The sequence below is a fragment of the Arthrobacter sp. CJL-S3 genome, from assembly GCF_056711635.1.
In genome coordinates this window covers 1,002,953-1,025,887 of record NZ_CM160046.1, presented here as the reverse complement: position 1 = coordinate 1,025,887, position 22,935 = coordinate 1,002,953, and the positions used below count along the sequence as shown (strand labels likewise).

Below are 22,935 nucleotides of genomic sequence, written 5' to 3'. Positions count from 1 at the left end.
ATGCCGTTCCTAACGGAAGTGATACAAGGCGCGAATGGACTGGACAATGAGACACCGAAAGCATGCGCTGGCTGCGCTGGCCGCCGCCTCCCTGCTGCTCTCCGGCTGCGCAACAGCCGCCGGAGCCGCAGGGCCGGGCAGCACCGCCGTCGTTCCCTCGTCATCCTCCGCTGCCGCCGAACCAGGGCATGCCGGCGGGCACGGCCACGGGTCTTCCACCTCCCCGGGCGCGCCGCAGGCCGTGGGCCCCAGCGACGCTGCCCGGATGGTGTGCGGGGACCAGCCCATGGACAGGCTCACCTCCATCCTGGATCTGGATTCGAAACCGCACACGGTCGATAACTGGGCCGACAGCACCTTCACCTGCACGTACCACCTGGAGGAAGGCGCCCTGGAAATCTCCGTCAGGGAGGCTGGGGACGAGGCGTCGGCACGGACATACTTCGACGCCATGCAGGCCCTGGCGAAGGACGCCAAACCCGTTGAGGGCCTGGCGAATCTGGGCTTCCCGGCCTACGAGACGGCTGACGGGTCGGCAGTGTTCCTGAAGGACAACTTCGTACTTCAGGTGGATGCTTCCGACCTGCCGGCGGTGCTGGGACCGGAAAGCATCACCCGGAATGCCTTGGCCTACCAGCTTTCCACGACGATCCTGGCCTGCTGGATCGAACACCCCTGACCCGTGCGCAAGCCAAGAACAGCGGAGCCGGCCACCGAAAGGTGACCGGCTCCGCCGTCGTACTGCGCTCCCCGGGAATCCAGGGAAACCGGGTATACAGGCCTAGAAGACCCGGATCGGGATCTCGGCCGGGTCCATCAGCAGCGACTCGATCTCGTCGTCGAGCTTGACCAGGGTGATGGACGCCCCGGCCATGTCCAGGGACGTGCAGTACTCGCCCACGTAGCTGCGGCCCACGCTGATGCCCTGCCCGGCGAGGCGCTTGTGGGCCAGGCCGTAGAGCAGGTACAGCTCGCTGATGGGGGTGCCGCCGAGGCCGTTGACCATCAGGGCCACGCGGTCGCCGTCGCCGAACGGCAGGTCACCGACGATTGGGGTGAGCATCTCCTCGATGATCTCGTCCGCGCTCATCATCTGGGCCCGGCGCCGGCCCGGCTCGCCGTGGATGCCGACGCCGATCTCGATCTCGTCCGGGCCGAGTTCGAACAGCGGGCTGCCTTTGGCCGGCGGGGTGCAGGCGGTCAGCGCGACGCCCATGCTGCGGGTGACGGAGTTGACCTTCTCGCCGATCCGGATGACCTCGTCCAGGTCCGCGCCGCGCTCGGCCGCGGCCGCGACGGCCTTGATGACAAAGAAGTTCCCGGCCACGCCGCGGCGGCCGATCGTGTAGGTGGAGTCCTCCACGGACACGTCGTCGTTGATGAAGAGGGTCCGGACGTTGATGCCCTCGGCGGAGGACATCTCCTGGGCCATGTCGAAGACCATCTTGTCGCCGGTGTAGTTGTTCACCAGCAGCAGGACACCCTTGGGTGAGGCCATCATCTTGGTGGTCTCGAAGACGTAGTCGAACGGCGGGGCGGCGAAGACGTCGCCCGGGCAGGCGGCGTCGAGCATGCCTTTGCCCACGATCATGACGTGCGCCGGTTCGTGGCCGGAGCCGGAACCCTGGACGATCGAGACCTTGTTCTGGTCCGGGCCGTCCGCGCGCATGATCAGGTTGTATTCCGGGACGTACTTCAGGGTGTCCGGGTTGGCCAGGGCCAGGCCTTCGAGCATGTCGGGGACGAACTGCTTGGGGTCGTTGACGAACTTTTTCATAAGGGTCTCCACGTCGTTGTGATGGTCAGGTTGAAATGGAACAGGGACAACTTAAGGCTGGCGCTGGACCCAGCCCTCGGTGATGCGTTCGATGATGATGGCGATCGCGACGGCGCCCGCGTCCGGGGAGCCGATGCTGCGTTCCCCGCTGTAGCTGGCCCGCCCGCGCCTGGCCTCCAGGGTGCTGGTGGCATCCGCGCATTCCCGGACGGTCTTGGCGAACGCGGCGCGGCATTCGGCCGGTCCGGCGCCGGCCGCGAGCTGGCGTTCCAGTTCGTCGGTGGCCGGGACCAACGCGTCCAGCAGCGTCTTGTCCCCCAGGCTGGCGTTGCCCCGGGCCATGATGCCCTCGGCGGCGGCACGCAGCATCGCGACGGCGGCGGCGCCGTCGATCTTATCCACGGTCTTGGCGGCAGCGGACGCGCGCAGGAACGCGGTGCCCCACAACGGGCCGGAGGTCCCGCCGATCCGGGAGGAGATGGCCAGGGCGATCTGCTGCAGGAAGGTGGCGACGTCGTCCCGCTTGAGTGTGTCCCAGTCCTGCAGGACCTTCTCGAAGCCGCGGGCCAAAGAATAGCCGAGGTCGCCGTCACCGACGACGGCGTCCAGGTCGCCGAACTCCTTTTCCTTGTCGACGGCGGTCTGCGCAATGGTGCGGACGACGTACTCGACGTCGGCCAGGTCGGTGGCGGTCATGGGGTCTCCGTCGGGGTCGAAGGGGCGGTGGAGGCGCCGGGCCTGGGCTGCGACGTCGGCTGGGGCAGCGGCCGGTCCAGGATCTCCTGCAGCGTCGCCAGCGTGACGGCGCCGGGGACGTCGACGCCGGCCGGGTTGTCGAGGATCTCCGCAGCCTCGCCGGGGTCACCGAGGGAGCTGACCACCAGCGAGGCGCCGGTAAAATCCTCGTCCCGGGTGTAGCCGCTGACGGTGACCAGGGTGCGGAGTCCGGCGGCGAGGGCTGCGCGCAGGCCATTGGCGCTGTCCTCGACCACCACCGCGTCGTCGGGGTCCAGCTGCAGTTCCCGCAGCGCCAGCAGGTAGATGTCCGGGGCGGGCTTTTTCTGCGGGACGATGTCGCCGGCGAACATGGCGAAGTGCTTCGCGAGGTCCTCGCCGACGGCGTGGGTGAGGACGGCGCGGACGGCCGGCTCCGCGGAGGTGGAGGCCACCGCAAGGGTCCACCCGGCGTCGTGCGCTTCCTGGGCGAGCCGGGCGATGCCGGGCCGGGCGGGCATCACGCCGGAGGCCACCAGTTCCTTGTAGATGGCGGTCTTGCGCTGGTGCCAGGCCAGTATGGCCCCGTCGACGGCGGCGTCGTCCCTGAGGCCGAGGCGTGCGGTGAGGTCCGTGGTGAGGATGCTGCGCATGCGTTCCTTGCCGCCGCCGATCTTGACCTTCTCCCCGTACTCCTCCACGCTCCACTGCACCGGGACGTTGAATTCGGCGAAGGTCTGGTTGAACGCGGGCAGGTGGCCGTGCTGTTCGGTGTCGGCGAGGACGCCGTCGCAGTCGAAGATGAGCGCTGGCATCAGCGGCCGCCCTTGCCGGCGCTGCCGAACTGCTCGGTGAGGTCCCTGACCATGGTCATGACGTCCGCTCGGGTGTGTTTGAACAGCGACGGCGGGTCCCACTTGTTGTTCTGTTCGGCGCCTTTGAGGAAGGCCAGTGAGGACTTCATGAAGGTTTCCTTCAGGGCGGTGGAGATGTTGACCTTCGCGCAGCCCCGGGCGATCAGGTCCGCGAACTGCTCCGGGCTCAGGCCGGATCCGCCGTGGAGGGCGATGGGGATGTTCCGGGCCTGCACGATTTCGGTGACGCGGCCGACGTCGAGCACGGGGGCTGCCTTGTAGGAGCCGTGCGCGTTGCCGATCGAGGGAGCGAAGACGTCGATGCCGGTGGCGTCGATGAAGTTCAGGGCCGTTTCCAGGCTCTGCTGCGGGGCGACGGTGTCCGAGCCGTGGTCGTCCTCGACGCCGGTGATCGCCTCGATCTCGCCTTCCACCTGGGCGCCGTACTGGCGGGCCTCGGCGACGACCTCGATGGTCTGGCGCTGGTTTTCCGCCACGGGCAGGTTGGAGGCGTCAAAGAGCACGGAGTTCCAGCCGGCCTTGAGGCATTCGGTCACTACGTCCCGGTCCGGGCAGTGGTCCAGGTGCAGGGTGACCGGGACCTGGATGCCGCGGGTCAGGGACTGCCACATGTCGAACAGTTGGCGGGAGCCGATGCTACGGACCGTCTTGACCGAGGTCTGCAGGATGACCGGGGAGTTCGCCTCCTCGGCGGCGGCGAGGACCCCCTCCATGGTCAGGTCGTTGAAAATGTTGATCGCTGGCACCCCGTAGCGGTCACGGAAGGCCGGATCAACGATGTCCTTGAGGGGCACAACACCCACGGGAACCTCCTAGGTTGGCTGCCTCCCACGCTAGGGGAGCCTCGCCGCCGCGGGTACGGGGGGAAACCCGTATGTGGAGTTGGGGGTCATCCCCACCTGTCGGGCGGGACAGTCCCGTGTTTGAGTGGGCCCACTATCCCCCAGCGAAAAGGATCAGCGCCATGGCCGACGGAACCGTACTGGAAAGCATCACCCTCGAGGAAGCCCAGCAAGTCATCGACGCCGCCGCCAAGAAAGCCGCGGAGATCGGCCAGCCGATGGACATCGCCGTGGTGGACGCCGGCGGGAACCTCAAGGCGCACGCCCGGATGGACGGGGCCAACATCGGCTCCATCACCATCGCGATCAACAAGGCGTACACGTCCATCGCCTTCCAGTGCGAGACCGGCGGCCTGCAGGAAGCCACCCGTCCGCACGGGCCGATCCACGGGCTGAGCGACGCGCACGGCGGCCGGCTGGTGGTGTTCCCCGGCGGCATTCCGCTGGTGCGCGACGGCCGGATCATGGGCGCGATCGGGGTGTCCACGGGGACCATCGAGCAGGACCAGGAGGTCGCCGAGGCCGGGGCCGGGGCTTACTGAAGCGTTTGGGGGCGCGGGGCCCGCGGCGCTTCAACCAGGCCTGAGCCCGGGCCGAACAGCAGTGGCCTCACTCCTCAGCGAGGAGTGCCTTGTCAACGGAATTCCCTGATGAGACCTGCCGCTTGACCTGCTCAAGCTCATCCTTGAGCAGGTCAACCGTGGCACGGTATTTGTCGAACTCTGCAGCTCGGCGCCTGGCCACGGCGAAACTGATGCCGGCGGCGAGAATGGCAATCGGGAAGGACACCAGCAGGGCCCCGCCGGACACGGCAAGGAAGTCCAGCGCGATGGGGAGCGCCTGCTTGAATGCCAGGAACTCGTTCACCCCACCGACCACTCCATTCAGGGCGGAGTCCAGGGGGCCCAGGAACTGCCCCACGAGGGGTGTTCCGGAAAATGACGGAGCGCTCAGCGGCGGTTCTCCCCCGGCTGACCAGCGCGAATCAGCGAAATGGTTCAGGACGTAGATCCCGGCACCGGCATTGAGAGCCGCAAAGAGCAGGACGGACCCCAAGGCGGTCCAATGAAGCCTGCGCGGACGCCAGACAGCGGCCCCAAGCGCGAACACGATGGCTGCAACCCACGAATAGGTTCGGAGTTCGTCGCGGCTCATGCTGCCCAGTAGATCCAAGGAATTGCCCTGCGCCTTCAGTTGAAGTCAATGCTTGTCCGGTCGCAGGCGAGCCTATCCCAGTCTCTCCCCGGGCATGCTACGGCACGTACTGGCGCAGGCTGCCGAAGTCGGCATGTGCCAGCGAGGCTTAATTCCCGTAGGTGTTGCGAGTATCAGGCCGCCGTTGCCGGAGCGTCTCCGGCGTACCGGCACTCAAGCCATGAGTCGCAACTACCGGACGGCGTTGTTGGCGTTCACGCGGCCATGGGCCCAGCTGGTGCCAGTCCCGGAAATTTTGTCGGCGGTTGATTCGATGTTGGCGCGGACGGACGTGCTCGTGGCGCCGGCGTGGGAGCTCCAGGCGAGCGCGGCTGTAGCAGCGACGATGGGCGAGGACATGGAGGTCCCGTTGCCGACGTCGTAACCGAAGGAGCGGTTGTTCTGCGTCCCGAGGACAAACGTGTGGTTCGGGAACGTCGAGTAGATATTGACTCCGGGTGCCGCGACGTCCACCCAGCTGGCTCCGTAGGTTGAGAACGATGCTTTGGCGTCGGTGTTGTCGGTGGCGGCGACGGCAATGACGTTGGGGTAGGCGCCCGGGTAGATCTTGGTCTGGTTGCTGCCGTTGCCTGCTGCCGCAACCAGCACCACGCCCTTGCTCCAGGCGTTGTTGACTGCAGTTTCGAGGGTGCGGGACGCCCGCACCCCGAGGCTCATGTTGATGACCTTGGCGCCGTTACTGACGGCCCAGTTGATACCGTTCGCGAGGCTCGAGCTGGAGCCAACCCCGCTGTCGTTGAGGACCTTGCCGTCCAGGATGGTGCATCCCGGACACACACCGGAAACGCCAACAGAGTTGTTTGCGGTGGCGGCGACAATGCCGGCGACGTGCGTGCCGTGCCCGTAGTTGTCTTCACCGTTTTTCCCGTTGGTGAAGTTGGCGCGTGCAACAACCTTTGGTGTGATGTCGGCGTTGTCGCTGGCGACACCTGAATCGAGAACGGCGACTTTGATGCCGCTGCCTGTCGTGACGCTCCACGCCTCGACGGCGTCGACATCAGCGTCCGCTGTGCCCCCGGCTACGGACAACGTGCCCGCAGTGTTAGTAAATTGTTGGCCAAGGTTTTGCAGGGCGTACTGGCGGGGAAAATACTCGTCAGCCGTGGCCGCGGTGACGGACTCGTCCGGCTCCGCGTACTCAACTGCCGGGTTCCGGCTCAAGCCCTCAAGGACTTGGGCTTCCCGGCCGGCCGGTACCTTCACGAGCTGGGCGCCGGTGCTGCCGATACCGGGACCCTCCGTAAGACCTTGCTGGCGCAGTACGCCGGCTGCCGAGCCATTGTCGCGAAATTTGACAATGATGTGCCCCGCGACGGGCGATGACTGGGTCGCCGCGCTGCTCGTGGTCACTGCGTTGCTGGGGGCTGCCAGCGTGATGGTGCCGCAGCCTAGGACTATCGCGGCGATGCCGGCTGTAACGGTTCTTTTCATGCGGAGTATCTTGCTTCAATCTGCGCTGGCTAGATAGGGCCGCCGGCACATTACGTGCGGGCTTCTCAAAAGGTTTGGCCAGATTCCCTAATTCTGTATTAGCAGGCGCGGACGCATTTCGACGAGCAGAGAGCCTTCGTGCCAGCGGCAGCGGGATCGACCAGCAGCGCTGGTCGCTAGAGGACGGCCGGGAGGACTTGTACTCCGAACGCGACCGCCCCTGCACGTCGGTTGCAGGACCCAATATCGGACAGCAGCCGGGGCCAGAAATGTCGGCAACAGATCTCGGTACATCAGGCCGAACCGGGTGAGCGGCTTAGGGGAACTCGTTGACTTTGAAGTCGCGTGGGCTGGCTTTAGCTATGGCCTCCGCCAGGTCGCGTCGAAAGAGAAGCTGCCGAAACGCTTGCAGGCCGTCCCCGAACCACTCCGGTGATGAGACGACCGGCGGGGTGTCCGGTCCAGGAATCCACTTTAACGGCGGCAGGAGATCGCCTGATATTGGCATCCACCGCCATACTCCGCAGTCGGGACATTTCGCCCCGGCTTTCCCGTGGCGTGCAGTGGCTTTGGCAGCCAGTTCGGTGGGGTCGAACCACGCCTGGGACCCTACCGGGATCACCAGCTGGGCAGCAGGGCCTGACGCTTTTCCGTGCCATTGCACTTCCCGTACGTCGACGCCGAATCTGTCGTGCAGATCGGTCCCCAGTTCCGCCTCGAGACAGATGATGTCGTATTGCCAGTAAGGAACCCAAGCCCCGGTTGCGCGCTGGTTCTTGGCCTGAAGGATCAAGGATCCAACTTGTTCGTGCCTCGGGACCCCGCAGGCATGGCACCAGCCGTCCTCTCCGAACAAGGGAGTCAGACCGAAGGACTCTTCTGGCCAAGGCCAGGTCCTGTTCTTTTTCCAGTAAAGGTCCACATACTCAGTCATTTCTGTCCTCGGCTCGCAGGCATTCCCCGTAGACGGAATATAGCCGGTCAGACACGTAGTTCAAGGGATCCCCTGGCAACAACGGGCACTGATCATGTCAACGTGATTGGAGCCCAATCGGACGACCAGCACCGTGCTGGGCCCGGAGGGAACCAAAGAATGGCTGCACAGAGTGGGGACAGGACAGATGGGCGTCGATCACGTTGAGGCAGCCACGTGTCGGTCTGCTCCGGATGGGAAGACTTGACGTCACGTCTTAGCGTGAGATGTCTTTGTCCATACAAGAGTCAGGTGTCCGCGCAGCTCTCTACCCGCGGCTCCCCGACCCCGCCTCAGCCATCGCCCGGACGGGCGGGCTGTCCGGCCTGTCCCGGGCGGCCTGGGTCTCGGGAATGCCCGGTGCCTCGCTGCGGCTCCGGCGCCCCACCGCCCGCCCCACAGCCATCGAAAGCCGGTGGGACGGCTGTTCCACGTAGCGGTAGAACAGCTCGGCGATCACGAACGAGGCGGCCACGGAGACGGCGAGAGCGAGCGGCAGCGAGACGGACCGCAGCAGGGTGACGCCGGCCAGGATGACCGGAAGGTGTACCAGGTAGAGGCTAAAGGACACGCGTCCCAGCCATTGCGCTGCGGCTGTGTCGCCTAGGCTCTTGGCCGAGCGGCAGGACACGAACAGCAGGACGATCAGCGTTGCGCCCACCGTCACAACGGCCTCGACGCCGGGGATCGGCTGCTCGGGGCTGATCCACTCCGCGTTGGCCAGGAGAACGCCCGCGGCGGCCACGAAGAACCAGACGAAGCGGGGCCACGACCCGGTCAGTTCGCGGATCCGCTCGCGTTCAGTGCCCAGGACGGCCCCGACGGCGAAGATCGGGAGATAGGACAGTGCCTCCACGTCCAGCAACGCCCCCGCCAGGGCCAGCAGAAGGGCAAGGCCGATTTTCACGTGCCAGAAGCGCCGCCAACGCAGGGCGACCAGGACGTAGACCGGGAGCAGGAGGGAGAACAGGACCTCCCATTTGAGGGACCACAGCGGGGTGTTGATGGTGCTTGCGTTCAGCATCAACACCCCGTCCTTGAGGACCTGGCCCACGCTGGGGTCGGTGACGTAGATGTCGGCCCACGGGCTCTGCAGCGGCGACGCCGACCGGGGTATGGCGGCCATCAGCACCACAGCCACCGCCAGGGACGCCCACGCCGGCAGGTAGAGGCGGAAGAAACGCTTGGCGTAGTACTGAGCCCACTTCCCCGCTGCGCCCGGCCGGGTGAACGGCAGGACCAGCACGAAGCCGGAGAGCACAAAAAAGACGTGGACAGCCGGAGTGCCGTTCCAAAGGACGTGCAGTGGCGAAAAGACAGCCCACGCCTCCGCGGTGTTGAGTCCTGCAGACCGGTCGCCATTGACAACGTTCCCGATTCCCGGGAGCGTTGACAGGGCGTGACAGGCGACTACCACCAGGGCGGCGAGCCCCCTGAGGCCATCCAGCTGCGTGACTCTTGATTGACCAGACTTAGAGCGCATTCACCCTATGTTACCAGTTCGTTACATTGGGCCCGGGTTCCGGGCTCCTCTGCGGCCGGCTGCTGGGAGGAATCGAGGGGCCTTCGGAGAACCACCTGCCTGGACCTTGGACCGGGCGCGCGGACAGCAATAGGCTCAGCGAAGCCCCTTATAAAGCCACCCGCGATCCGAAAGGACCAGACGATGCAGATGCCTAAGCCGTCGGATGCCGACAAGGAACGATTCCGCGCCGTCATGCCAGCGGACCCTGAGGTCGTCGTGAAGCCGATGTTCGGCAATCTCGGCGCCTTCATCAACGGGAACATGTTCGCGGGTCTTTTCGGCCCGACCATCGGCGTTCGGCTTTCCGACGCCGACCGGGCCGAGCTGGAGGCGTCTGAGCGGACCGTACCGTTTGGACCAGAGGAGCGGCCGATGGGCGGTTACGTCGGACTGCCGAAAATCTGGAACGCCGAAGGCGACGGCGACGTGGCGCGAGCACAAGCCTGGGTGGCCAGGGCCTGCTCCTATGTGGCAACGCTGCCGCCGAAGGAGCCGAAGGCGCCCAAGGCGCGTCCGGCGACGCACTAGTCGAGTGGTCCGGATGGTGACTTCCTCCGTGAGCGCAGGGACGGGCTCTCCATATGGGACGGGTTGCTGCCTGTAGTCATACACCGCGCAACGGGAAGGACTCGAGGTGACGGACGGCCGTGGCCACACCGTTCTCGGCGCGGATCCGGGTGCCGAGGTCGGCGGCGCGGCGGGCCATGGCGTCGTCGGTGGTCGCGGTGCGCAGCGCGGCGCCGAGGTTCTCTGAGGTCAGCCGCTTGCGGGGGATGGGCCTGGGCCCGACGTCGAGAGCGATGACGCGCGACGCCCAGAACGGCTGGTCGACGGCGAAGGGAACGACGACGGACGGCACCCCGGCGGTGAGCGCGGCGCCGGTGGTACCCGCACCGCCGTGATGTACGACGGCGGCCGTCTGCGGAAACAGCCAGTCGTGTGGGACTTCGGTGGTGACGAAGACGTCGTCGCCGCCCTGGTCGGCGAGCCCGCCCCAGCCTGAGAGGAGCACCGCGCGGACGCGGGCGCGTCGGATTGACTGGAGGACCAGGTTGCTGAGCCTCTCCGGATCGCGGCTGGACATGCTGCCAAAGCCGATGCAGACCGGTGGCGGTCCGGCGGCGAGGAAATCAACCAGGGCGTCAGGTGGCGTCCAGCCGGGGGCGGCGGGCAGTGACCAGTAGCCGGTGATCTTGCGCTGCGGTCCCCATTCGGGAGGCTGTGGGACCACCTGTGGGCTGAAGCCGTAAACCGCTGGCAGGGTGCCGCTGAGCGGGGCTGGTCGGACGGAGAGGCCCAGCTCCGCCCGAATCTGCCGTGAGGCGGCGCCGAACATGCTCCGCAGCGCGAGGGCGGTGATCCGGTGGCTTGCCTTGCGGCCTGCGCCGCCGAGCCAGGCCGGCACCTGGGGGAGCAGCGGGCCGGGGAAGGCAGCGGTGGGTGGGCCCAGCGGCTGCAGGTGTGCTTCCAGGAAGGGGATGCCCAGCTTCTCGGCGACGGGGCGTCCGATCAGGGAACCGCCGATGCCGGCGATGACCAGATCGGAGCCCCGGGCTCCGGCGAGCACTTCGGCCGAGGTCCGGCCGGCGGTGGCCTGCATCTGCTCGCGCATGAAGCGGCCGCGTTCCCGCGCGCTAAGCTCGGCCGCACCTCCCATCTGCCGGACAGTCGCCTCGGTGTCGCCGGTGGTCGCGGCGAACGTGACTCCGTGCCCGGTGACGAGGTCGCTGAAGCCGGCGGTGGTGATCATCGTGACCTCGTGGCCGGCTTGCTGAAGGCCGAGTGACAGGGCGACATAGGGTTGCACTCCCCCGCGGGTGTCGAAGGCGATGACGGCGATTCTCATGGTGGGCTCCTCAGGCGGTGGGGCGGGCTGTGGGGCGGGACCTGGAACCCGCACTTGAAGTTTTACACCGACAACCGCAGCCACTCCCCTGGCCCGCCACTACCCTCTCAGATGCACTTGGGCTGGTACGCCGGATCAGCGGGACCGGACACCACGCCCAGTGCCTGGGCCACAAGCTGGTGCACGACGGGGTCGTTCGGCGCCTGGTCATGTTCGAAGACGTCGGTCGGGCACTTGTCCTGAATCGTGATATTGGTGACCTGCCGCGCCGGACCGTTGAGGAACTGGCTGTTGTAGGGAATGACCACTTCGTCGTGCACGGTGGAGATGACGGTGTAGGACGGGCCCGCGACGGTGTCGCCGATGGAGTTGAGCTTCTGCATGAAAGCCGACCCCGCCTGCTGGTCGGCGCACGCGGCACAACCCAGACCGGTGTAGTCGGGATCCGGGACAGCGCCCGGCTGCGGGACGATCACGCCTTCGGTGCCGTGATTGGAGGGTGCGATCCCGATGAGGTGATGAACGTTCTTGGCGCCGCCGAGAAAGCCCATGTAGTAGCGGGGCATCATGCCGCCCTGGCTGTGGCCCACGAGATCCACCTTTTTGGCGCCGGTGGCGGAACGCACTTTGTCCACGAACGGCGCCAGTTCCTTCGCTGAGTTCGCGACCGGTGCGGTGGCGTACACGCCGTTGGTCTCGCCGTAGTTGAGGGCAAAGACGCAATATCCGGCGGTCTTCAGGTACGGCGAGAGCGTGGACCAGTTCTTGTCCATGCTTTCAAAGGTTCCCGGCACCAGGATGACCGGATACGGATGTTCAGCGCTTGGTTTGCAGGACCAGTCGTTGGCACCCGGCGGGGAAAGCTCAACAACTCCTGCCTGGGCGGGAGCGACGGCCAGGGAACCGGCCAGCACGGCAACGGCAGCGGTGGACAGGACCTTGGTGAGCAGTGACATAGAAACCTCTTTGTTCGTGTGTCAGCGGGCTGCGGGCCGGCAGTAATCCCCGAGCTGCGATTCAGCCAAGGTTGCCGGGATACTCAACAGTAGGCACCCCGGAACCCGCTGCGGCTACGGATTTGCACGGATGTGCACTTAACCCCGTTCCGCGGGCGAACCCTGGCCCGCTCGAGATGCCAACCCCCCGCGACCCAAAGTTACTGGTCAGTAGCTTCTTTCGCCGGAACGCGGTCTGGGCAGACCCCTAACCGCAACTGCACAAACGTTCATTTGGACGCGATGCCGGCGGCGCCAGCCATGGCGGTCGTCGTATTCCTGCCTCGGTACTCTTGCGGTGGCGACTGCGGTCACCGTCCCTGGACTCTTCCTGGTGGTTCTGACACGCGGCATCCCCTCTCCGAAATGCACGCAGAGGTGCTTATGCCTGGCATCGGTCGTGCAGTGCGGACCGGTCACCGAGATGACCCTGCTGCCTGGCTGCCGTCATATCCCAGCGCACGGCTTGCTTCCAGGCCCGCGCGGGCCACCATCGGCCCCAGCCGTTCCACGTCGGCGGGCCCAATCCGCTGGGTCGGGAATCCCAGACCTATGGCGCAGGCGAGCCGCCCCGCGTGGTCGAACACGGGGGCGCTGATCGAACCTACGTCTTCGTTCCGTTCTCCGAAAGCCGCATAAAATCCCTGCTCCCGTGCCACCGCCGCCTGCTGGCGGAGCAACTCCAAGGAGGCCGGCGTCTGGGGTGTAAAGCGGTCCAGTTTGTGTTCATTCAGGGCGGACCACGAATCAGGGTCGAACGCCAGGAAGATCTTGCCCGGCGCTCCGGCGTGAAGGGGCATGACCATGCCCACCATGAACGGCCGCATCACGACGTGGCGTGTTTCCGCTACGGCCACTATGGTCCGGAAGGCACCGTCCCGGACATACAGGCAGGCAGTTTCACCGGTCTCGTCGCGCAGCTGCTGCAAGACTGGCTTCACCAGCCGGACCACGTCCAGCCCGAACGTTCCCGGGGTAGCCCAGCGGACCAAACCGATGCCGATCCGGTAGCGGTCGCCGTCGCGGTCCAGGAATCCCTCCCGCAACATGTTTTGCACAAGCCGCTGGCAGGTGCTGGACGGCAGGCCCGTCTTCCGGATGATCTGCTGCAATGTCGGTTCCGGAGCCTCGACCGTGAAACAGTCCAGGATCTCCGCCACCTTGTGGAGCACCAGCAGGGGTGAGGCCCCAGCGCCCGGCTCTGTCGCCACAGTTTCCACGTCCCTTCATTTTCCACTCGCAGCCTCCAGCCTAGTAACCCGGAAGCGGGCCGCGGAACGTGACCCACTTGACATCATACGCTTGTGACCCACATCATGGGAACCGAACCCACCTAGTGGGTCTGGCCCTTCAGCCCTCAAGCACAATGATGTGGAGAAACCATGAGCACCCCCGAAATCACCTGCGAAACCGCGCCGGAGCCGAAGCGCCCGGGCTCCTCCAGGGTGGGACTGATTGTCCCCAGCTCCAACACCACCATGGAGACGGAGCTGCCCGAGCTGTTCCGGCGCCAGGCCGAGGCAACCGGCCACAGCTACACGTTCCATTCCGCCCGCGCCGGCATGAAGAAGGTCACCCGGGAAGAGCTGCTGGCCATGGTGGGTAAGGCAGCTGGCTGCGCCGAGGCAGTCTCCGACGCCGATGTGGATGTCATCGCCTACGCCTGCCTGGTCGCCGTCATGGCCCAGGGGCCCGGAGCCCATGAGGGCTCGGAAAAAGTCATCGCTGACGCCGCCGCCGGCAACGGGCACCCCGCTCCGGTCACCAGCAGCGCCGGCGCCCTCGTCCGTACCCTGCAGGAAATCGGCGCCCTCAAGGTGGCTATGATCACCCCGTACATGAAGCCGCTCACCAAGATGGTGGTGGACTACATCGAAGGCTCGGGCATCACCGTTCTGGATGCCATCAGCCTCGAAGTGGCTGACAACCTGGACGTCGGCTGCCTTGACCCGCAGAACCTGCCCGCGCTTGCCCGCAGCCTGCAGCGCGAAGGCGCGGACGCCGTCGTGCTTTCCGCCTGCGTCCAGATGCCGTCGCTGGCTGCGGTCCAGGCAGTGGAGGACGAGCTCGGACTGCCGGTCATCACGGCGGCCACCGCCACCACGTACGAGATCTTAAAGGCACTCGGCCACGAGCCCGCAATCACCGGAGCCGGAAGCCTGCTGTCCGGCGCCGGCGTCCTCACCCCAGCGAAGGCATAGGCGGCCGGCACCATGTCCCTGTCACTAATCGCATTCCTGGTCCTGGTTGCGGCCTTTGCCATCGGTTCTTTCACCAAGATCAACGCCGGCCTGCTGGCCACTGTCGCCGCGTTCGGCGTCGGGACCCTCCTGGCCGGCTTGTCCATCAAGGACGTCATCGGCCAGTTCCCTGCCGGGCTGTTCTTCATCCTGGTGGGCGCCACACTGCTCTTTGCCATTGTGCGGATCAACGGCACAATCGACCTGCTGGCCTACTGGGCCGAACGGATCGCCGGCGACCGGAAGATTCTGGTCCCCATCCTGATGTTCCTGCTGACGGCTGGCCTGGCGTCGGCCGGAGCATTCACTCCCGCCGCCATCGCCATCGTGGCGCCGGTGGGCCTGGCGCTGGGCATGCGGTTCGGCATCAGCACCTTGGCCATGGGTCTGGTCATCGTCCAGGGCGCCAACGCCGGAGCCTTCTCCCCGGTCAACCCCTTCGGCGTGCTGGCCAACAAAATGCTGGAGGGCGCCGGGGCCGCGGACGGTTCCTTCAAGCTTTACGCTTACTGCTTCGTCTTCAATGCCATCCTGGCCACGATCGCCTACGTCCTGGTCCAGGCCATCATGAAGCGCCGCATGGCCAAGGCGGAGGCACGTCACCAGGGTGGTGAGACCGGTGAAGCACACGACGGCGGCGCTGCCGCTACCGCTGGAACCAGCGCACCGGCTCCGTCCGGGTCTGGAACGGCTTTGCTCACCGCCCCGGCACATACTGCTGTGGCTGCCGCAAGCACCACCAGGACCGGCCCCGAGAAGGTAGCCGCGACGCCGATGCGGATCCTCACCCTGGCAGGCATCGCCTCTCTGCTGGTGCTCACCACTGTCCTGGGCCTGGACGTGGGAGTCGCTTCGCTGGTCATTGCCACCGTGCTGATCGTCCTCGACTCGGGCGTGCAGAAGCCGGCAGTGGAAAGCATGCCGTGGTCTGCGATCATTCTGGTGACCGGCATCGTCACCTATGTAGGCATGCTCGAAAAGATGGGTGCGCTGAAGGAACTGCAGGAAGGCATCGCCGGACTGGGCAACAGCTCCCTTGCCGCCCTGCTCACCAGCTATGTGGTGGCGATAGTCTCGGCCTTTGCCTCCACCACCGGCACCCTCGGCGTCATCAGCCCGGTGGTCGCACCCATCGCCATGGATCCGCTTCTCACTCCCATCGGAGTAGTGACGGCCATCGCCATCAGCTCCTCGGTAGTCGACGTGAGCCCGATGTCCACCAGCGGCGCGCTGCTGATGGCGAGCGCGCAGCCCAAGGACGAGCGGATGTTCTTCCGGGCGCTGCTGCTCTGGGCCATCGCGATGATCGGCGTGGTGCCGCTCCTCGTATGGTTCGTGTTCGTCCAGTTGGGCCTCGGCTGATCACCGCACATCCAACGGGAGGGGGTGTCCTGCGTGGCAGGGCATCCCTTCCCTTCTTTACGCGGCTATTGACGCGGCCAGACTTCCACGGGTTTCATGCCTTCGGGCGGAAAGACCCAGGCCAGTCCTTGAGCCGGATCCGTTTGAGGTCCTGGATGGCGCCCATCGTGCCCCACTCGTCCAAGCCTAGCCGGGACAGCGGCTCCAACAGATCGATCCGAGGGTGGTTGCCGTCCAGAACCGTGTTACTCACGGCCGCGTGCGTCACTTCACCGAAAACCAGGACCGAGTCCCCCATCGGAAGTAACGAATGGAGCCGGCATTCGAGTACCGCGAGCGATTTCTTCACCCGCGGCGCAGCCACGGTGAGGCTCGGCTCCCGGGTGAGGCCGGCGGCGTCGAACTCACTGACATCGGGCGGAAAATTGGTGCCGGTAGCGTTGACCTCCTCCATCAGCGCTACCGGAGCGAGGTTCACCACGAATTCTCCGGTCTCGGTGATGTTGCGGAGCGAATCCTTCTCCCCCACTGAGGTGAACTGCACAATGGGCGGATTCGTGGACGCCACGGTGAAGAACGAGTGCGGGGCCAGGTTGTCAACGCCCTCCGGCGAGACGCTCGATACCCAGGCGATGGGCCGGGGAACCACCACCGCGGTAAGCAGCCGGTAGAAGTCACTGGCGGACGTGGTGGCGGGATTGAAATCAGTGCGCATAATGCCAGACTAACGGTCAGGCCAATATGGGAGAGGAAACAGGATATGACGTTCCAGCCATTCCGTTCACCGTCAACCGGGTGCGAGGTTCGCGCCGTCCTCTTCGACACCTTCGGCACGGTGGTGGACTGGCGTACCGGCGTCGCCCGGCAGGCGGCCGCCTTCGCCGCGACACAGGGGCAGGATCTCGACGCCGAGGCGTTCGCCGATGACTGGCGCGCCCTCTACCAGCCGGCAATGGAGGCCATCCGCTCCGGATCCCGCGAATTCGCCACCCTGGACACACTCCACCGCGAAAACCTGGACCAGGTGCTCCGCCGCCACGGCTTCGATCCGGACCGGCTGGACGCAGGAACCCTGGAGGAGCTGAACTGGTCCTGGCACCGCCTGCCGCCCTGGCCGGACAGCGTGGAGGGCCTGGCCGCCGTCCGCCGTGGCTACATCGTGGGTCCCCTCTCCAATGGCAACACCTCGCTGCTGTTAGACATGGCCAGAAGCGCGGGCCTTCCTTGGGACGTGATCATCGGCTCGGACATGACGCGCACGTACAAGCCGCTGCCGACGGCCTACCTTCGGACTGCGGAGTTCCTGGACCTCAGGCCCGGCGAGGTGATGCTCGCCGCCGCCCACAACAACGACCTGCGTGCTGCCCGGGAGGCCGGGCTGGCGACGGCGTTCATCGCCCGCCCCACCGAATACGGACCGGGCCAGGTTGCGGATCTGAAGTCGGAGAGCGATTGGGACCTCTCGGCGTCGAGCATCACCGAACTGGCTCACGAGCTCGGGGTCTGAACTGGCCACCGGACGTTTCGTTCCCGCCGCACGAAAGCGTCCTTCGCGATCCAGGACGCTGCCGGGACTGCAGTAGCGGGGTAGGAATCCGCTCGAAACCAGCAAAGTAGTCGGCGGGCACTCGCCCGCCGACATCAGCTCTTGGCGTCGGGTCTGCCGGAACCCTCCATGGCGCTCGCGTCGCCACGGCGCATCAGCGGTATTAACGAGGACATGGCGTGAGGACAGTGAGCCCGACGGTACGATCACCGGCTGAGGGCCCAGGGTGACGGGCACCAGCAGGCTGAAGCCGCGCGCCCCACTTGCCGTTGGGCCGTCTGGCCGGTGATGATGGCGTAGCGCACGACGCGCGACCGGCTCGGGGCGTGGGGTTCCCTCGGCTGGCATAGCGCCCCAGAAGGCTTCCGTTGCTGCACTTTCCTTCCGCCAATTCGGCCGCCCACCGACCGTCTCCCCGTGATGTTGCCCGGCTGAAGGAGCTGCTGGATGACGACGTGTGGGCGTTCAGCAACTGCCGGGTGGACACCCCGGGCAGGCCTGTCGCCGAAGTCGACTGGTTCTTCTATAACGTCCGGCACGGCACCCTAATGGTCAGCGAGTGGAAGGGCTTCCCCCAACGCGTCGCGCTCGCAACCGATACGGGCACCCCCTGGCTGCTCGACGGCGGTCTGGCCCTGCCGAATCCGATTGAGCAGGTATCGCGGCAGCTCGACGCCGTCCGGGCAGCCCTGCGCGGCGCCATCCTCCCCCAGCACTTCCCCGCCCTCGATCCGCTGCAGTTGCGGATCATGCAGAGCGTCTATTCCCCGCAGGTGGACCGGAGCACCACCATTGAGCGGATCCGCTGGGGCAAGGTGTACGGCGACCTGCCGGAACTGGCTGCGGTGATTGCGAATTCGACCAGCCGGTCACCGCTGTTCCTGCCCGACGCCGGGGCCCGGCTTGCGCTGGCCACAGCGCTGTGTGCGCTGTTCCGCACCATTTTCCCTCCCGAGGCTGAAACCAAGCTTCGCGTTTCACCCAAGGGCGGGGACGCCGACGTCGTCCTCCGGATCAGCACCATCCACCGGCAGATCGCGGCGCTGCACGCGGAACTCGCCGACCTTGTGGTCACCGCTGCCGGCGCGGACACCCGGACCGCCCAGCCGCCGGCCGTCGGCTCGGCACCGCGGGCCGTGCAGAAGCCGCCGGCAGCGGTGAAGAACCCTCCGGCGGCGGCTTCCAAGTCTCCCGCCCTGACCGAGCACCAGCGGATGCACGCGCATCTGACGCGAAGCTTTCAGGGGGTCAACGGCAGTGCAGCTGCCGCTACCAAGGCACTGGAAAAGGCATGGAGGTCGGTTCTCGGCGACCACCTGCTGCACGGAGTGTCGGGAATCAGCGTGTCCCTGTTCGGCGCCGTGGGAACCCCGTTGGTGAAGCAGAACCACGGGTCCCTGCCAAAGGTTCTCGGCATGCCGTTGCGGAAGTGGTGCGTGCTGCAGGCCGAAACCGCCGGCCTGCAGCCGATGGACGTTCCAGGGAAGCCCTCGAACCTGCGGGTGCGCTGAGGGACGGCGAACGGCAGCCGTGCCCATCGCCCGGGCCCAGGCACCGCCGTCGTTACAAGTAGTCCCCGGCCCGTTCGCGTGCGATTTCGAGCAGCGTCGAATGGAAGGCGACCTCGGCCGGGGCGTAGACCTTGTCCTGGCGCTGGGCCAGCAGCACCCGCCGCAGGGGCGCGGCGGAGCCGAGGCTGATCACCCGGACGTCCGGATGCTGCAGGGCCACGGCCGTCTTCGGCACCATGGCCACGCCCATCCCCACGCTCACCATAGCCTGCGCTTCCTGGTAGTCGTTGGCGAGGAAACCGATGGTCGGCTCGAACCCGGCCTCATGGGCGGAGCGCTGCAGCACCTCGACCACGGGGTGCGCCTCGGCCCGCACAATCCACGACTCCTTGCGGAGCTCCTCCATCCGGATCTCGTCCCGGTCCGCCAGCGGATGGCTGCGGGACACCAGCAGGACGGTGCTTTCCTGGAACACCTCCGTGATCCGGATAGAATCGTCGTGAAAGCGGTTCCACGGGTAGTCCCAGAGCAGGCACAGCCCGGTACCTCCGGACTGCAGGTCGCTCACCAGGTCATCGAAGCGCGCGCTGCGCAACGACAGGCTGATCGCCGGGTACCTCTTCTTGAAGGCCCGGATGACCACCGGCAGGAAGGAACCGGCCAGCGTCGGGAACGTGCCGACGGTCAGGGAGCCGCGCTTGAGGCCGGCGATCTGGTCCAGGTCCGACTGCGCCGCGCGCATCTGCCCGATGATCTTGCGCGCGTGGCCGGCCAGTACCTGCCCCGCCTCGGTGGGCACCACGCCGCGGGAGCGGCGGTTGAGGAGCGGCTGCCCCACCTCCTGCTCGAGTTTGCGCAGCTGCTGCGAGACGGCGGAGGGTGTGTACATCATCAGCTCGGCCGCGGCGGTGATGGATCCCTGCTCCACCACTTCCACCAGCAGGGCGAGGCGCCGGATGTCGAACAAGTCCTGCTCCAGATTGTTAAGCAACGCTTTGCCCTTCTGTTGAATCCGTTAATTCTATACATTCACGCTCCCTTCGGCGGGGTGAAGCGAGCAATTTCCGACGGCGGCACCCCGGTAGGCGGGATCGCTCGAGCTTCAAAGACAATGAATGAAGCATCACTACAGTCCCGTGCAGAAATCCGACCTTGTCTTCATTTGTGATCTAGATCAATCTCGAATCAAGCCCTTGAACACCTGGGCAGAACCGAAGCAAGGAACAGACCATGAAGATCGAAGCGGAGTGGATGCGCGGAGGCACCAGCAAATGCTGGGTCTTCGAAACCGGCCAACTGGGCGCAACCGGGACGAGCCCGGACGAACTGCTGCCCCGGCTGTTCGGCAGCCCCGACCACCGGCAGATCGACGGCGTCGGCGGCGCCACCTCCACCACCAGCAAGGCGATGATCCTCCACCGCCCCGCCGAGGCCGGCGTCGACGTCGAATTCACCTTCGCCCAGGTGGGCATCGAGGAGGCCGCCGTGGACTGGGGCAGCAACTGCGGCAACTGCTCGGCTGTGGTGGGCCTGTACGCCATCGAAAAGGGCTGGGTGGTCCCCACGGGCGACGTCACCCGGATCGTCACCCGGAACACCAACACCGGCCAGGTCATCATCCAGCGGGTCTCGACGCCGGCCGGCGCCCTGCCAATCGTCCCGCAGGCCCAGATGCCCGGCGTCCCGTTCCCCGGCTACCGGGTGGGGCTCGGATTCCTGGACCCGGCCGGCAAGACCACGGGCCGGCTGCTTCCCACCGGATCGGCGACCGATACCATCGTCGCCGGAGGCACCCGCTGGACCGTCTCAATGGTCGACGCCGGAGCTCCCGTCGTGATGCTGCGCGCCGAGGACCTGGGCCTGGGCCCGGAGCGCTACGGCAGCTGGCCCGCCGGGCTGGAACTGCAGCTGGACACCCTGGAGCACATCCGGCGCCAGGCCGCGGTGCGGATGGGGCTGGCAGCGACTCCGGGCGAAGCAGCCCGTGCCGTCCCCAAGGTCGCCATCGTCGCCGCGCCGGCGCCGTCGGACGCCGAGAGCGACGTCGCCGTCGTCATGCTGTCGATGGGCAAGCCGCACCCGGCCCTGGCCATCACCGGCAGCATCGCCCTCACCCTCGCGGCCCGCACCCCGGGCACGCTGCTGGGCGACATCACCGGCGGCACCACCGGCCCCACCCTGCGGCTGCGGACCCCGGCGGGGGTGATCGAGACCTGGAGCGAGGAACGGGACGGGTCGCTGCTGGTCGGCGTCGACCGCACCGCCCGCACCATCGCCACCGCCACTATCCACCTTCCCGAGGCCCTCGGCACCGCCGTCGACGCCTCCCTTGCCAGCGCTACTCGATGAGGAGAAAGCATCATGACTAACATCTCAGAAAAGACTGCAGAAAAGCCCGCCGAACAGACCGCGGAACAGGCCGCCCCCGGCGGCACGCGCGTCGAGCCATCCCGGCGACCCGACCGCCGCCGCCGTATCCTGCTGGTGACGGTAGCCGCCCTTACTATGCTGGGTCTGGCGGCCCTCCTGTTTGGAGGTGTCCTCTTTAACCCCGCGGCCGCCTCTGAATCGGAGCCGACCATGACCGCCACCCAGATCATTCCGCTCGTCATCCTTGTGGTGATGTTCGTCGTCGCCACGAAATGGCCGCTGAACATCGGCGTCATGGGGCTGGTGGCGTCGTTCGGCGTCGGCTACTTCATGCTCGGCATGAGCGACAAGGAAATCCTGGCGGACTTCCCGGCCAGCATCGTCCTGACGATCATCGGCGTCACATACTTCTTCAGCATGGCCCAGCGGAACGGGTCCATCGACATCATCGTCCAGACCTGCGTGCGGCTGGTCCGGGGCAAGACCATGCTGCTCCCCTGGGTGTTCTTCCTCCTGGCGGCGGCGCTGACAGCGCTGGGCACCTTCTCCCCCGCGGCGGTGGCGCTGCTGGCACCGGCGGCCCTGGGACTGGCGTACGAGTCGCGCATCCACCCGGTCCTGATGGGCGCCTTCGTGATCAACGGGGCCCACGCCGGCGGTTTCTCCCCGCTGTCCGTGGCCGGCGTCCTGGTGCACGACATCGCGCTGAAGAACGGCTTCCCCATCTCGCAGGGCAGTCTTTTCCTGGCCAGCTTCGCGCTGAACTTCATCCTCTCCGCCCTGACCATCGTGCTGTTCGCCCTGCTGGGCAAGCTGCGCGACAAGCACGGCAACGAGTACACGGACCTGGACACCGCCCGCACCGGCCGCCCCGGCGGCCAGCAGATCTTCACCCTGTTTTTGATCGCCGCGATCCTGGTGTGCACCCTGGGCTTCCACCTGCCGATCGGCTTCGTGGCCCTCTCCGCCGGCCTGCTGCTGGCGTTCGTTAACATCAAGGAACACAAGACGTTCATCGGGGGCGTGTCCTGGTCCACCGTGCTGCTGGTGGCCGGCATGATCACCTACGTCTCGCTGCTGCAGCACGTGGGCGTCATCGACACCCTCGCCGAGATGGCCCTGGCCCTGGGGGCGCCGCTGCTGATCGCCCTGGTGCTCTGCTACGTCATCGGCGTCGGCTCCGCCTTCGCATCCTCGACGGCGCTGCTCACCGCGTTCATCCCGATGGCCGGCCCGCTGCTGGCCACCAGCTCGCTCAGCGCCTCCGGCACGGTCGCGGCCCTGGCGATCGCGGCCACCGTGGTGGACGTCTCGCCCTTCTCCACCGACGGCGCCCTGGTGGTGGCCAACGCCCGCGACAACGACCGCCAGCGTGTCTACCGCCAGCTCATGATGTACGCCGGGGGCGTGGTCCTCGTCGCCCCCGCACTGGCCTGGGTGCTGCTGGTGCCGACCGGGGTGATGTAGGCGGGACGCTCTTACGCGCCAAAGGCAGGGCGGCTCTCACGGCCACCCTGCCTTTGGTTTGGCTGTGCTGGTTCACGCTGACCGTAGCAGTTCAAGTGGCCCGCGGGCGTTCCCGATCTACGAAACAACGGGAGCGTCTCGCGACCTGTGATCAGGAGGCAGCAGCCCCTCGGCGGTGATCATCGGGCATCGGGAGGGAGAGCGTCACCTTGCAGTGCTGGTTACTGCCAGGGATTCGACCGAACT

At 66.5% G+C, this 22,935-nt stretch carries 22 protein-coding genes; 9 read left to right on the top strand and 13 right to left on the bottom strand.

Annotated features, from left to right (window positions below):
- Window positions 1–46: 46 nt before the first annotated feature.
- Window positions 47–679 carry a hypothetical protein gene (locus AC06G6_RS04735; protein ID WP_479826860.1) on the top strand — a complete coding sequence of 211 codons (633 nt, stop codon included), beginning with the start codon at window positions 47–49 and terminating at the stop codon, window positions 677–679.
- 102 nt (window positions 680–781) lie between these two features.
- On the opposite strand, the gene dhaK is transcribed toward AC06G6_RS04735, so the two are convergent.
- From dhaK to AC06G6_RS04715, 4 genes are read right to left on the bottom strand one after another with little or no spacing between them, the layout of a single operon-like run.
- The gene (gene dhaK / locus AC06G6_RS04730) at window positions 782–1,777 is read right to left on the bottom strand and encodes a dihydroxyacetone kinase subunit DhaK (RefSeq protein ID WP_479826858.1); all 996 of its coding nucleotides are present in this window, start codon (window positions 1,775–1,777) and stop codon (window positions 782–784) included.
- A gap of 51 nt (window positions 1,778–1,828) precedes the next feature.
- On the bottom strand, window positions 1,829–2,473 hold the full coding sequence (gene dhaL / locus AC06G6_RS04725) for a dihydroxyacetone kinase subunit DhaL (RefSeq protein ID WP_479826856.1): 645 nt from the start codon (window positions 2,471–2,473) through the stop codon (window positions 1,829–1,831).
- The gene (locus tag AC06G6_RS04720; protein ID WP_479826854.1) at window positions 2,470–3,306 is read right to left on the bottom strand and encodes an HAD-IA family hydrolase; all 837 of its coding nucleotides are present in this window, start codon (window positions 3,304–3,306) and stop codon (window positions 2,470–2,472) included. Before AC06G6_RS04720 ends, dhaL begins: the two co-directional genes overlap by 4 nt.
- Window positions 3,306–4,169, bottom strand: a complete 864-nt coding sequence (locus AC06G6_RS04715; protein ID WP_479826852.1) for a class II fructose-bisphosphate aldolase — start codon at window positions 4,167–4,169, stop codon at window positions 3,306–3,308. Before AC06G6_RS04715 ends, AC06G6_RS04720 begins: the two co-directional genes overlap by 1 nt.
- A 161-nt stretch (window positions 4,170–4,330) precedes the next feature.
- Between AC06G6_RS04715 and AC06G6_RS04710 the strand changes: the two genes are divergently transcribed.
- A complete protein-coding gene (locus tag AC06G6_RS04710; protein WP_479826850.1) occupies window positions 4,331–4,750 on the top strand; it encodes a GlcG/HbpS family heme-binding protein in 420 nt (139 codons plus the stop codon).
- 67 nt (window positions 4,751–4,817) lie between these two features.
- On the opposite strand, the gene AC06G6_RS04705 is transcribed toward AC06G6_RS04710, so the two are convergent.
- The 4 genes from AC06G6_RS04705 to AC06G6_RS04690 all read right to left on the bottom strand — a co-directional run bounded on the left by AC06G6_RS04705 (window position 4,818) and on the right by AC06G6_RS04690 (window position 9,310).
- On the bottom strand, window positions 4,818–5,363 hold the full coding sequence (locus AC06G6_RS04705; protein ID WP_479826848.1) for a hypothetical protein: 546 nt from the start codon (window positions 5,361–5,363) through the stop codon (window positions 4,818–4,820).
- A 231-nt stretch (window positions 5,364–5,594) separates the two neighbouring features.
- Window positions 5,595–6,854 (bottom strand): S8 family serine peptidase, encoded by a 1,260-nt coding sequence (locus AC06G6_RS04700; RefSeq protein WP_479826846.1) that lies wholly within the window; start codon window positions 6,852–6,854, stop codon window positions 5,595–5,597.
- A 316-nt stretch (window positions 6,855–7,170) separates the two neighbouring features.
- Window positions 7,171–7,788, bottom strand: coding sequence for a hypothetical protein (locus AC06G6_RS04695; protein ID WP_479826844.1), 618 nt, complete (start codon window positions 7,786–7,788; stop codon window positions 7,171–7,173).
- Between the two features lie 307 nt (window positions 7,789–8,095).
- Window positions 8,096–9,310, bottom strand: a complete 1,215-nt coding sequence (locus AC06G6_RS04690) for an acyltransferase family protein (RefSeq protein ID WP_479826842.1) — start codon at window positions 9,308–9,310, stop codon at window positions 8,096–8,098.
- Window positions 9,311–9,493: 183 nt separating this feature from the next.
- On the opposite strand from AC06G6_RS04690, the gene AC06G6_RS04685 reads away from it, so the two are divergent.
- Entirely contained in the window at window positions 9,494–9,880 is a 387-nt protein-coding gene (locus AC06G6_RS04685; RefSeq protein WP_479826840.1) for a TfoX/Sxy family protein, read from the top strand.
- A 76-nt stretch (window positions 9,881–9,956) separates the two neighbouring features.
- Here AC06G6_RS04685 and AC06G6_RS04680 read toward each other — a convergent pair whose 3' ends face one another.
- The 3 genes from AC06G6_RS04680 to AC06G6_RS04670 all read right to left on the bottom strand — a co-directional run bounded on the left by AC06G6_RS04680 (window position 9,957) and on the right by AC06G6_RS04670 (window position 13,404).
- The gene (locus AC06G6_RS04680; protein WP_479826838.1) at window positions 9,957–11,198 is read right to left on the bottom strand and encodes a glycosyltransferase; all 1,242 of its coding nucleotides are present in this window, start codon (window positions 11,196–11,198) and stop codon (window positions 9,957–9,959) included.
- Between the two features lie 107 nt (window positions 11,199–11,305).
- Window positions 11,306–12,154: an esterase/lipase family protein gene (locus tag AC06G6_RS04675; RefSeq protein ID WP_479826836.1), complete on the bottom strand. Its 849-nt coding sequence runs from the start codon at window positions 12,152–12,154 to the stop codon at window positions 11,306–11,308.
- 455 nt (window positions 12,155–12,609) lie between these two features.
- On the bottom strand, window positions 12,610–13,404 hold the full coding sequence (locus AC06G6_RS04670) for an IclR family transcriptional regulator (protein ID WP_479826834.1): 795 nt from the start codon (window positions 13,402–13,404) through the stop codon (window positions 12,610–12,612).
- 171 nt (window positions 13,405–13,575) lie between these two features.
- Between AC06G6_RS04670 and AC06G6_RS04665 the strand changes: the two genes are divergently transcribed.
- Together AC06G6_RS04665 and AC06G6_RS04660 are read left to right on the top strand one after the other, a co-directional pair.
- Window positions 13,576–14,394 (top strand): maleate cis-trans isomerase family protein, encoded by an 819-nt coding sequence (locus AC06G6_RS04665; protein ID WP_479826831.1) that lies wholly within the window; start codon window positions 13,576–13,578, stop codon window positions 14,392–14,394.
- Window positions 14,395–14,406: 12 nt separating this feature from the next.
- Window positions 14,407–15,795, top strand: coding sequence for an SLC13 family permease (locus AC06G6_RS04660; RefSeq protein WP_479826827.1), 1,389 nt, complete (start codon window positions 14,407–14,409; stop codon window positions 15,793–15,795).
- 94 nt (window positions 15,796–15,889) lie between these two features.
- Here the strand turns inward: AC06G6_RS04660 and AC06G6_RS04655 are convergent, their stop codons facing one another.
- Window positions 15,890–16,510 (bottom strand): flavin reductase family protein, encoded by a 621-nt coding sequence (locus AC06G6_RS04655; protein ID WP_479826825.1) that lies wholly within the window; start codon window positions 16,508–16,510, stop codon window positions 15,890–15,892.
- Window positions 16,511–16,555: 45 nt separating this feature from the next.
- Between AC06G6_RS04655 and AC06G6_RS04650 the strand changes: the two genes are divergently transcribed.
- Window positions 16,556–17,302, top strand: coding sequence for a haloacid dehalogenase type II (locus tag AC06G6_RS04650; RefSeq protein WP_479826823.1), 747 nt, complete (start codon window positions 16,556–16,558; stop codon window positions 17,300–17,302).
- Between the two features lie 407 nt (window positions 17,303–17,709).
- Window positions 17,710–18,852: a hypothetical protein gene (locus AC06G6_RS04645; RefSeq protein ID WP_479826821.1), complete on the top strand. Its 1,143-nt coding sequence runs from the start codon at window positions 17,710–17,712 to the stop codon at window positions 18,850–18,852.
- A 52-nt stretch (window positions 18,853–18,904) separates the two neighbouring features.
- On the opposite strand, the gene AC06G6_RS04640 is transcribed toward AC06G6_RS04645, so the two are convergent.
- On the bottom strand, window positions 18,905–19,843 hold the full coding sequence (locus AC06G6_RS04640; RefSeq protein WP_479826818.1) for a LysR substrate-binding domain-containing protein: 939 nt from the start codon (window positions 19,841–19,843) through the stop codon (window positions 18,905–18,907).
- A 239-nt stretch (window positions 19,844–20,082) separates the two neighbouring features.
- Between AC06G6_RS04640 and AC06G6_RS04635 the strand changes: the two genes are divergently transcribed.
- Window positions 20,083–21,201, top strand: a complete 1,119-nt coding sequence (locus AC06G6_RS04635) for a PrpF domain-containing protein (protein WP_479826815.1) — start codon at window positions 20,083–20,085, stop codon at window positions 21,199–21,201.
- A 12-nt stretch (window positions 21,202–21,213) separates the two neighbouring features.
- Complete coding sequence (locus AC06G6_RS04630; RefSeq protein WP_479826813.1) at window positions 21,214–22,689, top strand: SLC13 family permease; 1,476 nt, start codon at window positions 21,214–21,216, stop codon at window positions 22,687–22,689.
- The last annotated feature ends 246 nt before the right edge of the window (window positions 22,690–22,935 follow it).

What these genes read in the sequence shown, in the direction of transcription:
- AC06G6_RS04735 (WP_479826860.1), top strand. Translation starts at nt 47, where the DNA reads ATGAGACACCGAAAGCATGCGCTGGCTGCGCTGGCCGCCGCCTCCCTG.
- dhaK (WP_479826858.1), bottom strand. Translation starts at nt 1,777, where the DNA reads ATGAAAAAGTTCGTCAACGACCCCAAGCAGTTCGTCCCCGACATGCTC.
- dhaL (WP_479826856.1), bottom strand. Translation starts at nt 2,473, where the DNA reads ATGACCGCCACCGACCTGGCCGACGTCGAGTACGTCGTCCGCACCATT.
- AC06G6_RS04720 (WP_479826854.1), bottom strand. Translation starts at nt 3,306, where the DNA reads ATGCCAGCGCTCATCTTCGACTGCGACGGCGTCCTCGCCGACACCGAA.
- AC06G6_RS04710 (WP_479826850.1), top strand. Translation starts at nt 4,331, where the DNA reads ATGGCCGACGGAACCGTACTGGAAAGCATCACCCTCGAGGAAGCCCAG.
- AC06G6_RS04705 (WP_479826848.1), bottom strand. Translation starts at nt 5,363, where the DNA reads ATGAGCCGCGACGAACTCCGAACCTATTCGTGGGTTGCAGCCATCGTG.
- AC06G6_RS04700 (WP_479826846.1), bottom strand. Translation starts at nt 6,854, where the DNA reads ATGAAAAGAACCGTTACAGCCGGCATCGCCGCGATAGTCCTAGGCTGC.
- AC06G6_RS04695 (WP_479826844.1), bottom strand. Translation starts at nt 7,788, where the DNA reads ATGACTGAGTATGTGGACCTTTACTGGAAAAAGAACAGGACCTGGCCT.
- AC06G6_RS04690 (WP_479826842.1), bottom strand. Translation starts at nt 9,310, where the DNA reads ATGCGCTCTAAGTCTGGTCAATCAAGAGTCACGCAGCTGGATGGCCTC.
- AC06G6_RS04685 (WP_479826840.1), top strand. Translation starts at nt 9,494, where the DNA reads ATGCAGATGCCTAAGCCGTCGGATGCCGACAAGGAACGATTCCGCGCC.
- AC06G6_RS04680 (WP_479826838.1), bottom strand. Translation starts at nt 11,198, where the DNA reads ATGAGAATCGCCGTCATCGCCTTCGACACCCGCGGGGGAGTGCAACCC.
- AC06G6_RS04675 (WP_479826836.1), bottom strand. Translation starts at nt 12,154, where the DNA reads ATGTCACTGCTCACCAAGGTCCTGTCCACCGCTGCCGTTGCCGTGCTG.
- AC06G6_RS04665 (WP_479826831.1), top strand. Translation starts at nt 13,576, where the DNA reads ATGAGCACCCCCGAAATCACCTGCGAAACCGCGCCGGAGCCGAAGCGC.
- AC06G6_RS04660 (WP_479826827.1), top strand. Translation starts at nt 14,407, where the DNA reads ATGTCCCTGTCACTAATCGCATTCCTGGTCCTGGTTGCGGCCTTTGCC.
- AC06G6_RS04655 (WP_479826825.1), bottom strand. Translation starts at nt 16,510, where the DNA reads ATGCGCACTGATTTCAATCCCGCCACCACGTCCGCCAGTGACTTCTAC.
- AC06G6_RS04650 (WP_479826823.1), top strand. Translation starts at nt 16,556, where the DNA reads ATGACGTTCCAGCCATTCCGTTCACCGTCAACCGGGTGCGAGGTTCGC.
- AC06G6_RS04635 (WP_479826815.1), top strand. Translation starts at nt 20,083, where the DNA reads ATGAAGATCGAAGCGGAGTGGATGCGCGGAGGCACCAGCAAATGCTGG.
- AC06G6_RS04630 (WP_479826813.1), top strand. Translation starts at nt 21,214, where the DNA reads ATGACTAACATCTCAGAAAAGACTGCAGAAAAGCCCGCCGAACAGACC.